The sequence below is a fragment of the Brevibacterium linens ATCC 9172 genome (genome assembly GCF_900169165.1).
GTDB lineage: Bacteria > Actinomycetota > Actinomycetes > Actinomycetales > Brevibacteriaceae > Brevibacterium > Brevibacterium linens.
The window spans coordinates 1-10,700 of sequence record NZ_FXYY01000042.1; the positions used below are offsets into that span (position 1 = coordinate 1).

Annotated in this window: 9 protein-coding genes; 5 read left to right on the forward strand and 4 right to left on the reverse strand. The window is 63.4% G+C overall.

All coding sequences use genetic code 11. From position 1 onward, the window contains the following. The first annotated feature begins 337 nt into the window (after positions 1 to 337). Complete coding sequence (locus BLIN9172_RS17225; RefSeq protein WP_101556113.1) at positions 338 to 1,738, forward strand: TIGR01777 family oxidoreductase; 1,401 nt, start codon at positions 338 to 340, stop codon at positions 1,736 to 1,738. Between the two features lie 78 nt (positions 1,739 to 1,816). Here the strand turns inward: BLIN9172_RS17225 and BLIN9172_RS17230 are convergent, their stop codons facing one another. Beyond that, on the reverse strand, positions 1,817 to 3,046 hold the full coding sequence (locus tag BLIN9172_RS17230; protein WP_101556114.1) for a cobalamin-independent methionine synthase II family protein: 1,230 nt from the start codon (positions 3,044 to 3,046) through the stop codon (positions 1,817 to 1,819). A 266-nt stretch (positions 3,047 to 3,312) separates the two neighbouring features. Here BLIN9172_RS17230 and BLIN9172_RS17235 point away from each other — a divergent pair, with 266 nt between their 5' ends. The 3 genes from BLIN9172_RS17235 to BLIN9172_RS17245 all read left to right on the forward strand — a co-directional run bounded on the left by BLIN9172_RS17235 (position 3,313) and on the right by BLIN9172_RS17245 (position 5,640). Continuing rightward, positions 3,313 to 4,104: a hypothetical protein gene (locus tag BLIN9172_RS17235; RefSeq protein WP_127363805.1), complete on the forward strand. Its 792-nt coding sequence runs from the start codon at positions 3,313 to 3,315 to the stop codon at positions 4,102 to 4,104. A gap of 270 nt (positions 4,105 to 4,374) precedes the next feature. Next, positions 4,375 to 5,046 carry a hypothetical protein gene (locus BLIN9172_RS17240; RefSeq protein WP_101556116.1) on the forward strand — a complete coding sequence of 224 codons (672 nt, stop codon included), beginning with the start codon at positions 4,375 to 4,377 and terminating at the stop codon, positions 5,044 to 5,046. Between the two features lie 48 nt (positions 5,047 to 5,094). Next, positions 5,095 to 5,640, forward strand: coding sequence for a hypothetical protein (locus BLIN9172_RS17245; protein ID WP_101556117.1), 546 nt, complete (start codon positions 5,095 to 5,097; stop codon positions 5,638 to 5,640). A gap of 132 nt (positions 5,641 to 5,772) precedes the next feature. Here BLIN9172_RS17245 and purL read toward each other — a convergent pair whose 3' ends face one another. Further along, the gene (gene purL / locus BLIN9172_RS17250) at positions 5,773 to 8,157 is read right to left on the reverse strand and encodes a phosphoribosylformylglycinamidine synthase subunit PurL (protein WP_101556118.1); all 2,385 of its coding nucleotides are present in this window, start codon (positions 8,155 to 8,157) and stop codon (positions 5,773 to 5,775) included. 162 nt (positions 8,158 to 8,319) lie between these two features. Here purL and trhO point away from each other — a divergent pair, with 162 nt between their 5' ends. Next, a complete protein-coding gene (gene trhO, locus BLIN9172_RS17255) occupies positions 8,320 to 9,231 on the forward strand; it encodes an oxygen-dependent tRNA uridine(34) hydroxylase TrhO (protein ID WP_101556119.1) in 912 nt (303 codons plus the stop codon). 51 nt (positions 9,232 to 9,282) lie between these two features. Here the strand turns inward: trhO and BLIN9172_RS17260 are convergent, their stop codons facing one another. Next, positions 9,283 to 10,299 (reverse strand): epimerase, encoded by a 1,017-nt coding sequence (locus BLIN9172_RS17260; RefSeq protein WP_101556120.1) that lies wholly within the window; start codon positions 10,297 to 10,299, stop codon positions 9,283 to 9,285. Positions 10,300 to 10,421: 122 nt separating this feature from the next. Next, a partial coding sequence (locus BLIN9172_RS18355; protein ID WP_219618603.1) for a hypothetical protein occupies positions 10,422 to 10,700 on the reverse strand: 279 nt, incomplete at its 5' end.

The window sequence follows — 10,700 nt, forward strand, 5'->3', positions numbered from 1 at the left end:
GGGGATCTGGTCGTACTGAACCAGGAAAGACCGGATCTCTGCCACGCTGTATCCAGTAGTGATGGTCATGGTTAGTGTTCCTCTCAGTGTCAGACTGAGTGACTCACAACCAGCCTGACAGAGAGGGCGCCCCGATCCAGATCACTGCGCTCACACTTCGAGCCCGCGGAAGCGTCTTTCGGGTCCCGCGGAAGCGTCTTTCGGACCCCGCCGGGCGGCTTCGGCGGACTTGCTGGGAGGGTGAGCCGCCTCGGCGAGAACAATTCACGTGGTCTTAGGTGAGTTGCGGGTCACATTCTCAGAAACGGGTGGCATCATTCGAGGTAGGAGGGATGCCATGACCATCTTTGAGTCGACATCTGAAGTTCCGCTCGGTGCGGAGACCACATTCGACTGGCACGCTCGGCCAGGAGCGCTGACCCGCCTCTCACCACACTGGGCCCAGGAGATCGTCGAAGAGAGCTATCCTCCGATCGCCCCGGGCTCGGTGGCGCAGGTGAGGACGAGCGTGCCCGGCACCTACGGGCTCGTGCGACGGCCGTTCAGCTCGGTGCACTCGGAGGGCCCATCGCGGTTCTCGTTCGTCGACGAGCTGAAGAAGGGCCCGCTGAGCCAGTGGAAGCACACGCACGAGTTCACCTCGGTCGCCGGCGGAACGAAGATCGACGACCACATCGAATTCTCCATGGCTCCCCAGGGCTTCGACGTCATCGACCGCGGGCTCACCCACTACCTCGAAGCGACCTTCGACGCCCGCCGCAAGCGGATGCTCATGGACATCGACTTCCTCGAATCCACGAACGCGCCCCTGCTGACGCGGAAGAAGGGCAAACACATCCTCATCGCCGGCGGCAGCGGAATGATCGGACGCCAGGTCGCCGCCCTGTTCTCCACCGCCGGACACTTCGTCCGCCTGCTTGTCCGCGAGACCCCGAAGTTCGAATACGAAGTGCACTGGAACCCTGATCTGGGAATCCTCAACCCACGGGACCTCGCGTGGGCGGATGCGGTGGTCCACCTCGGCGGGCGATCCATCGCCACGCGGTTCACCAAGCACGCGAAGGACGAGATCTGGTCCTCCCGCATCGACTCGACGAGGCTGCTCGTCGAAACGATGCGCGGTCTGCCCGAGGCGAAGCGTCCGTCGGTCTTCGTCTGCGCCTCTGCGGTCGGCTATTACGGGGCGAAAGCCGACGAACCTGTCGACGAGACGGGACCGGCAGGGGAGGGATTCCTCGCCGAGGTGTGCCAGAAGTGGGAGGAAACGGCGGCCGGAGTCGAGGACGCCGGAATCAGGCGCGTGTCGATCCGGACCGGAGTAGTCCTCAGCTCCTTGGGCGGTCTGCTCAAACTGCAGGCGCCGCTGTTCCTCGCCGGTGCCGGCGGTCGACTGGGCAGCGGGGAGCAGGCTCTGGCCTGGATCTCCCTCGACGACGTGGCGCGCGCGTATGTGCACGCCGTCCTCTACGACTATGTGCGGGGACCCGTGAATGCTGTTGCCCCGGATCTCGTTTCGCAGGCGGAATTCGCCGAGGCTCTCGCCGCCCATCTGCGTAGGCCCGCGTGGATCCCGACGCCCGGTTTCATCACCGAGATCATGCTCGGCCGTGACGGGGCGAAGGAGCTCGCGCTGGCCGATCAGCGGGTGGTGCCCGAGAAGCTGGAGGAGACCGGCTACCAGTTCGCTCACCCGACGCTTGCCGACTGCTTCGACGAGGAGCTCGGCATCGGAGCGTGATGCAGAAGTCCCCTCCGTCCGGCGCTTGAGCCGAGCGGAGGGGACCGGTGTTACTGCTGTTGCTTCTGCGGCCGCGGATCAGAAGCGCTTCGAAGCGATCTCCGCGCCTTCGGTCAGGGACTGCAGCTTCGCGACGGCGATGTCCGGGTGGACTCGTCCGCCCAGGCCGCAGTCGGTGGAGGCGACGACGTTGTCCGGTCCGACGAGCTTGGCGAACCGGCCGATGCGCTCGGCAACGAGTTCGGGATGCTCGACGACGTTGGTCGAATGGGAGACGATTCCGGGGATGATGTACTTGCCCTCGGGCAGCTTCTTCTCTTCCCAGATCCGCCACTCGTGTTCGTGGCGGACGTTCGCGGCTTCGAAGGTGATGCCGGCGGCATTGATCGAGAGCACCTGGTCGACGATCTCGACGAACGGCAGGTCGGTGACGTGCGGTCCGTGCCAGGATCCCCAACAGGTGTGCACACGCACCTGCGCCGGGTCGATTCCGCGCAGCGCATGGTTGAGGGCGTCGATGCGGACCTGGATGAACGAGCGGTAGTCGGCGAACGACGGTTCCGGGTTGATCTGGTCGAAGTTCTCCGCCAGGGAGGGATCGTCGATCTGGACGGTCAGTCCCGCCTCGGTGATGGCGAGGTATTCCTCCCGCAGCACATCGGCCCATGCCCAGATGAACTCCTCATCGGACGAGTAGTACTCGTTGGCGATGCGGGAGGCCGAACCGGGGGAGAGCGCATTGATGTAGCCGGCGCGCTCGTCATAACCTGCGGCAGCCAGTCCTGCCTTGAGGTTCGCGATATCACGGTTGACCTGGTCCTGGCCGATGTAGCTGATCGGACCGGTGGCCTTGGGGAACTGGGGCTGGGTTCCGGTGTCGGTGCCGGCCTTCGGATCTGTGTAGACGTTCGGGAAGAGGTTGCGGTCACGACGGTCGGGCATGCTCGTGAGCACGATATTGCCCGGAGTCGAACGGTTCGCCGGGATCTCCCAGAGGTCGATGTCGTGGAGTTCGAGCCCGCCGGTGCGGGCGAACGAGTAGTGCCACCAGGCGCCGTAGTCGAAGTCCGCGGCCATGGCGTGACCGTATTCGCCGTCGTTGGGCAGCGAGATGCCCAGGTTCTTCTGTCGCTTGACGAGGTCGGTGACGCTGGCGGCCAGCAGCTCGTCGAATTCCTGCTCCTGTTCCTGCGACACGGACTCACCGGCCAGGCGGGCGGTGTTCTGAGCCTGCTTGGCCTTGTTGGCCTCGATGAGTTCGGGGGTGCGGGGTAAGGATCCCGCGTGGGATGTGCGAATCGTCGCCATGACTGACTCCTCTTCCGTGTTCGTCTGCGCTTCTGAGTCGGCGGCCGCGGAAAGGCTGAAGCCGCATCGTTCTTCTTCAGGCAATCACATTCGCAGTCGTGCATGAGTGGGGACTGTCATCTTCGGTCACGTCTCGACTGAGCTCACTGGTGAAATCGGTCGCAAGGTAAGTCGGACAGGCAGTTGTATCTGGCTGGGACGCGCGTGTGTCAGCTCTGATACGTTGACGAGCTCAGTTGTCCGTTGGGAGTTCCTAGAATGAAGTCATGAGTTCGACATGGTCCGCGCTGTATCCACCCCGACAGCCTCAACGACTGCCGGCTCAGTCGGACGGAATTTCTCCTGAATCGAAAGCAGTGGGACCAGGATTGGCGCCACGAATCGTCTTTTCAGCGGCGATCGTTATCGGAGTGCTTCCTGACATCACCATTGTGCCTCTGTCGGGAAATTCTCAGAATCCATTGGTGGCCATCTTCTATCTTCTTGGCCTCTTCTTCGCTGCCCTGTTTCGTTCGCTGGTAGGGGTCTTTGCCCTGATTCTGGTGAAGAACGCGACCTTGACGCGCAGGTTTGTCGGCATGGGAATCTTCTTCGTCGCTTGTCTCGATATATCAATCCTCACTCATATGGTGACAATGTTTGTCGATCGGCTTCCCGGCGAAGCCCGTGGATCTATCGCCATTGTCATTGCTATTACCGCTGTTATTGAGGCGATCTATGTGGCACTTGTGTTCGTGTCCTGGAATGTTGTGCGTCACAGAAGGTGGATGATCTGTCTGGCGTCTATTCCATATGCCGTAGCAGTTGTGGGAGTCGGGCAGGCAGCCGACGGCCTTTTCAGCAGCATCGACGCTCCCTATGAGCTGTCAACGACGCTGACTACCCTGCTGGACTTGGTGCTGATGAGTCTTGGATTCGGACTCTTCCACCTATTGGACCGGATCAGAGGGGCAACTGTACCCATCGACCGAGCAAACTCAGCGAGCTTTCACCACGACGTGCCTGTCCGACCGGTCAACACGCGTCCCGGTTATCTTCCCGGCTACCCGGGCGCGTGAATGGTCGCGGGTCAGTAGGCTGGAATCATGAGTTATGGGCAGAACGGACAGCGCTGGTCGAGTCCGAACCGGCCGACTTCACAGGCGGCGGATCCTTACGGATCAGATCAGTACTCATATCCGCCGGTGCCACCGCGTCCTCCGGCACCATTCGATACGCAGGCCACGCCGGGTGCGTCAGGCATATCGAATTCAGCAGAGCTGCGCCACCCCGGATGGCTCGCGCGGTCACTGTTCTGGGCGGCGCTCATCGTCGGGGCGCTCCCGGCAATGGTGCTGGCCCCGATCAGCTTCAACGGGGGACGGGACACCGCGATCTTCTTCACCTTCGGAGCGATCGTGGCCGGTGGCCTGCGTCTGGCCCTCGGCGCGATCGCCATCGTGCTGGTGAAGAACACGACGTGGGTGCGCAGGGCAATAGGTGCCGCAATCTTCGTGCTTGGCTGCCTCACCCTGCTGCTCCTCAGCCCGATCATGTCGATTGTGGTGGGCGTGAGCGGAATAGGGTCAGCAGATTCGGTGGTGCCCGAGACGGTCATTCAAAGTGTCGTGAGCGCACTCTATCTGTCCGCAGTCTTCTGTGGGTGGAACATCGCCCGCAACCGCCGACGGTGGATCCTCGCCACCGCCGTTGCCATCGCTGTGGTGCTATACAGCGGCAAAGCGATCTTCGACCTCATGCTGGCCGAACAATTGACCGGGGGAGCCATGGTCACAGTAATCGTGCAAGCAGTGTGGCTGGTTGTTGTCTTCGGTGTTCTCGGGCTGTGTCATCTGCTCGGTCGAATGCGCGGGGGAACGGTTCCATTGCCGAGCCGGCCGGCTCCAATCCCTCACCCGGACTACGCATCGCAGTCCAATCCGCAAACGGCCCACTTGTCCCAGTCCTACCCAAATCAGTGGCCTCCAGGATCAGGCCAGCAGTCACATCCACACCACTAGCTTCGAACGAAAGACACGACAAACCCACGCGATTGAGCGAGGAACCTGATGCTGTTGTTCATCATCGCCGGTGAAGTACTGTTCTGGATCTTTCTGCTCGCCGGAGTATGCGCGAGGTATCTGCTGCACTGGCGAACGGTTTCGACGGTTCTCCTCGTATCCACCCCGCTCATCGACATCGTCATCATCGTCCTGACATACATCGATCTGCACCGGGGAGCGGCATCGGACTTCAGCCACGGAATGGCCGCGTTCTACGTCGGCTTCTCCGTCGTCTTCGGTCCGGAGGCCATCGCCCGCGTCGACCGCCGATTCGCCCGTCGCCATACGGGTCTCAGCGAGGCCGAACTGCCTGCCGTGCCGACCCGAACCAGTCTCGGATACTGGCTGCGCTGCCTGACCGCCTCGGCGATCACCACCGCACTGCTGGCCATCGGAATCGCGATCGCGGGCTTGGCTGATTCCTTCTGGCTGATCTATTGGACGATCGTCGCCGTCTTCACCGCTCTCGCCTGGGGCCTCATCGGACCGCTGCGTGACCGCTGGCGCCGCAGCAATCGCGAAGATGAGGAACCTACCGACCCACCTTCGTGACCGTCACACCTGGCCGGGCAGTCCGGACTCAGCGCGATAGCGAAACGGCCTCTCGGCCTCGAGAGGACCAACCGCAGCTGGTCGTATCGAGGCCGAGAGGCCGTCTCGGCGTCAGTCTTCGCCGGTCGTGGCTCAGACCGCGGTTTCGGTCACCGCCGCGACGCTGCCGCCGAAGCGATCAGCCAGCGTGCCTTCGTGGGCCCGGCCGAGTTCGTCGAGGCCGACCTGGAAGTGGTCGACGACCTCGAGCGCGGGAGCTCCGTCGCCGGCATCGGTCATGCCGATGCGCACGAACGGGAACCGGCGGGCCGTGCACATGTCCTTGAAGCGGACCTCTTCCGACCGCGGCACGGCCACGATCGCGCGTGCCGTCGATTCGGAGAACAGTGCGGTGAACACGTCGATGCCGTCGCGCTCGCAGACCTCGTCGAGCCAGATCCGGGCGCCCGTGCCGTATCGCAGCGACGATTCGACGAGCGCCTGGGACAGTCCGCCCTCGGACAGATCGTGTGCGGCATCGATCATGCCGTCGCGCGAGCAGTTGATGAGGATCTCGCCGAGTTCCTTCTCCGCTGCCGGTTTGTACTGCGGAGGGGCCCCGCCGAGGTGGTCGGCCGTGACGTCGGCCCACGCCGAACCGTCGAGCTCCGCCTCGGTGGTGCCGAGAAGATAGATGGTCTGGCCCGGCTCCTGCCAGCCGCTCGGGGTGGCGCGGGTGACGTCGTCGAATACACCGAGGACACCGACGACCGGGGTCGGGTGGATGGCCACTCCGCCGGTCTGGTTGTACAGGGACACGTTGCCGCCGGTGACCGGGATTCCCATGTCCTGGCAGGCGTCGGCGAGGCCTTCGACGGCCTGCGCGAACTGCCACATGATCTCCGGGTCTTCGGGCGATCCGAAGTTCAGGCAATCGGTGACCGCACGCGGAACGGCACCGGAGGTCGAGACATTGCGGTAGGCCTCGGCCAGAGCCAGCTGGGCGCCGCGCGCCGGGTCGAGGAAGCTGTAGCGGCCGTTCGCGTCGGTGGCGATGGCCACACCGAGACCGGACTCTTCGTCGACGCGGACGACACCGGCATCATCCGGATACGCCAGCGCTGTGTTGCCCTGAACGTACTTGTCGTACTGCGAGGTGATCCACGACGTCGAGGCGAGGTTCGGTGACCCCGCGAGCTGCAGCATCGTCGACCGCAGCTCATCACCGGACTCGGGCTTCGCCAAGCCGGCGGCCTCAACGGTGTTCGCCGCCACCTCGGCGGTCCATGACGGTTCGGTGAACGGACGGTTGTAGACGGGGCCGTCGTGAGCGACCGAGCGCGGGGGCACATCGACGATGACGTCGCCGTGCCAGTCGATGACGAGACGATCGGAGTCGGTGACCTCGCCGAGCACGGAGGTCTCGACCTCCCACTTGCCGACGATCCGCAAGAACTCCTCGAGACGGTCGGGACGGACGACGGCCATCATCCGCTCCTGCGACTCCGACATGAGGATCTCTTCAGGGGTCAGCGTCTCATCGCGCAGCAGCACGTCATCGAGGGCGATGTGCATACCGCCGTCGCCGTTGGACGCCAGTTCCGAGGTCGCACAGGAGATGCCTGCCGCGCCGAGGTCCTGAATGCCTTCGACGACACCGGCGTGGAAGAGCTCGAGGCAGCATTCGATGAGCACCTTCTCGGCGAAGGGGTCGCCGACCTGCACGGCTGGACGCTTCGACGGCTTCGAATCGTCGAAGGACTCGGAGGCGAGGATCGAAGCACCGCCGATGCCGTCGCCGCCGGTGCGCGCGCCGAAGAGCACGACCTTGTTGCCCAGGCCCGACGCGTTGGCCAAACGGATGTCCTCATGCCGCATCACACCCACAGCCAGGGCGTTGACCAGCGGATTTCCCTGATAGACGGAATCGAAGACGGTCTCGCCGCCGATGTTCGGCAGGCCCAGGGAATTGCCGTAGTTGCTGATGCCGGCGACCACGCCGTGGACGACACGGGCGGTGTCCGGGTGGTCGATGGCGCCGAACCGCAGCTGATCCATCACGGCGACCGGGCGCGCACCCATGGAGATGATGTCTCGGACGATGCCGCCGACTCCGGTGGCCGCACCCTGGTGGGGTTCGACGTAGCTGGGGTGGTTGTGCGATTCGACCTTGAAGGTCACCGCCCAGCCGTTCCCGATGTCGACGACGCCGGCGTTCTCGCCGATGCCCACGAGCAGGTGCTTCTTCATGTCCTCGGTGACCTTGTCACCGAACTTGGACAGGTGGACCTTCGAGGACTTGTACGAGCAGTGCTCGGACCACATCACCGAATACATGGCCAATTCCGCCGAGGTGGGGCGACGTCCGAGGATCGCCTTGATCTTCTCGTATTCGTCGGCCGTGAGACCGAGATCGGCGAAAGGCTGCTCGACGTCGGGGTTCGCCGCTGCGAACTCGACCGTCTCCTTGACCTTCTTCGATGCGTTCTGCGGGGAATCGACCTGCGTGGAATCCGCAGAGCTGAGGTTAGACGTCATGTCCTCTTCGGGGCCCTTTCATACGACACGGCACTCACGGCCAATCTTAGCCGTGTCCCCACTGCAAGGGCGAAGCGCGTCCACGGAGGGGCCGCCTCGGGGAGGGAATGGGCCGTTCCCCGCTGGGAATCGCACGGTCGCACCCCACTTAGAATGGAAACCATGGCAACTCCCAAGATCGTCCTGTTCTATGTCTTCACCCCGCTGCCCGACCCCGAAGCCGTCAAGCTGTGGCAGCACACCCTGGCCGAGAGCCTCGGGCTCAAAGGGCGGATCATCGTATCGAAGGACGGAATCAACGCCACGGTCGGAGGGGACATCTTCGACGTGAAGCAGTACGTGCGGGCGACGAAGTCCTACGCGCCATTCAAGGGAGCGGACATCAAATGGTCGAACGGCCAGGGCGATGACTTCCCACGCCTGAGCGTGAAGGTCCGCGACGAACTCGTCACCTTCGGCACCCCGGACGAGATCACCGTGACAGACGACGGAGTCCAAGGCGGCGGCCAGCATCTCAAACCAGGAGCCCTGCACAAACTCCTCGACGAACGCGGCGAGGAGGTCGTCTTCTTCGACGGTCGCAACGCGATGGAGGCGCAGATCGGGAAGTTCCGGGACGCGATCGTGCCCGACACGGACACCACGCGTGACTTCATCGCCGAGATCGAATCCGGCAAATACGACGACCTCAAGGACAAACCCGTCGTCACCTACTGCACCGGCGGAATCCGCTGCGAGGTCCTGTCCGTGCTCATGAAGAACCGCGGGTTCGAAGAGGTCTATCAGCTCGACGGCGGCATCGTCCGCTACGGCGAGACCTTCGGCAGCTCCGGCTACTGGGACGGCTCACTCTACGTCTTCGACAAGCGCATGCACGTCGAGTTCGGGGACAACGTCGAATCCATCGGGCACTGTGTGTCCTGCGACAAGAAGACCCCGGAGTTCGTCAACTGTGCGAATCTCGAGTGCCGCAAGCAGTACCTGCGGTGTACCGATTGCACGGACAAGGGCCTGCAGGCCTACTGCGCCGACTGTGCCGAGCAGGGAATCCCCGCCGAGGCGGCCGCCGGCTGAGCGTGTGACCTCGACGTTCCCCGGCAGTGGGGGGAATGACATACCGACTCCTCAGCGCAGCAGGTGCTTCGTCGCCGCACCGATGTCGGTCCACCTGAAGTCGAACCCGGCCGCTTCGAGTCGTGCCGGCAGCACCCACCGACTCTTGAGCACGAGTTCCGACTCCTGACGCAGGACGGTCATCCCGATCTCGAGCAGCCACCTGGGTGCAGGAATCCCCACGGGCATACGCACTGCCCTGCGCAGCGCCTTCATCAGTGAGCGATTGTCCGCGACCTGTGGGTTCGAGACGTTGATCGGCCCGCTGAGCTCATCATGCTCGTCGATGAACCGGATCGCCCGAAGCACATCGTCGATGTGGACCCAGCTGAACCGCTGCCGGCCGTGAGTCGGCGGATGCCCCCGCCAGATGGTCGGCCCGGAAGCGTCCGGGCCGATCCCGCGATAGCGCCGGTGAGGGAACCAGCGACCTTCATACTGGGCACCGCCTGCACCGAATCTGGCCGCGGTGGCCAACATGTTCAAAGCCGCTCCGTCACCGAGCACGATCGCCATCCGCAACGCGACTCGTCGGGTCGCGGGCAGGTCCCCGGCGAAGAACTCCTTCTCCCAGGCCTTGGCGATGTCGACCGAGAACCCTTCGCCGATGTCTCCGTCATCCTCGGTCTGCGGACGATCCATCGCGTGACGGTAGATGGTCGCCGTGCTCGAGTTGATCCACAGGCGCGGCGGCGCCGAGGCGGCCGCCACGGCCGTATTGAGAGTGCGGGTCGTATCGACGCGGGAGCCCCAGATGACCTGGCGGTTGGCATCCGTATACCGGCACCCGACGCTGCGACCGGCGAGGTTGATGAGCAGGTCGGCGCCGTCGACGAGCTCGGCGATGCGGTCGTGATGATCCCAGGTGGCGTCGGCCGAGGCGGGCGAGCGGCCGATCGTCCGCGTTGCATACCCCCACGTGCTGAGTGCATTCAGCAGCTTGCCTCCGATGAATCCCGATGCACCGGCGACAACGGCGATCGGAGCCTGGGTGTTCGGCCGCGCTGTGTCTGCGGGTTCGATGCTCATACTCAGGACGCTAACACCCCTTCTTTCGCGGGGCTGTTGATGCGGCGTGGAGGCCGTGTGGTGGGTGTCACGTGGAGAAAGCCGGTTTTGGATTTGCACGTCGCCTCTGGGGTGGTCTAGAGTTATATCTCGTTGCCCCGCCGGAAACGAGGTTCACGGAACACCGTTTCTACCGGGTCTGACCAGGACAAACACAGTTTGATCCAAGGGTTCAGGCGATCGGGTGGGTAACCAAAAAATGAAACTGATACCCCCAGTGAACACACTGTCTTTGTGGTGTGGTGATGGGTGTGTGTTTGTGGTTTGAGAATCCAATAGCGTGTTTGTTTGAACAAGTTGTGATGCCAGAACAATTTATTTTCTGGTAAGACAATCACCTGGCCAAACAGTGGTTCACCCTC

What these genes read in the sequence shown, in the direction of transcription:
- BLIN9172_RS17225 (WP_101556113.1), top strand. Translation starts at nt 338, where the DNA reads ATGACCATCTTTGAGTCGACATCTGAAGTTCCGCTCGGTGCGGAGACC.
- purL (WP_101556118.1), bottom strand. Translation starts at nt 8,157, where the DNA reads ATGACGTCTAACCTCAGCTCTGCGGATTCCACGCAGGTCGATTCCCCG.
- BLIN9172_RS17260 (WP_101556120.1), bottom strand. Translation starts at nt 10,299, where the DNA reads ATGAGCATCGAACCCGCAGACACAGCGCGGCCGAACACCCAGGCTCCG.
- BLIN9172_RS17235 (WP_127363805.1), top strand. Translation starts at nt 3,313, where the DNA reads ATGAGTTCGACATGGTCCGCGCTGTATCCACCCCGACAGCCTCAACGA.
- BLIN9172_RS17230 (WP_101556114.1), bottom strand. Translation starts at nt 3,046, where the DNA reads ATGGCGACGATTCGCACATCCCACGCGGGATCCTTACCCCGCACCCCC.
- trhO (WP_101556119.1), top strand. Translation starts at nt 8,320, where the DNA reads ATGGCAACTCCCAAGATCGTCCTGTTCTATGTCTTCACCCCGCTGCCC.
- BLIN9172_RS17240 (WP_101556116.1), top strand. Translation starts at nt 4,375, where the DNA reads ATGGTGCTGGCCCCGATCAGCTTCAACGGGGGACGGGACACCGCGATC.
- BLIN9172_RS17245 (WP_101556117.1), top strand. Translation starts at nt 5,095, where the DNA reads ATGCTGTTGTTCATCATCGCCGGTGAAGTACTGTTCTGGATCTTTCTG.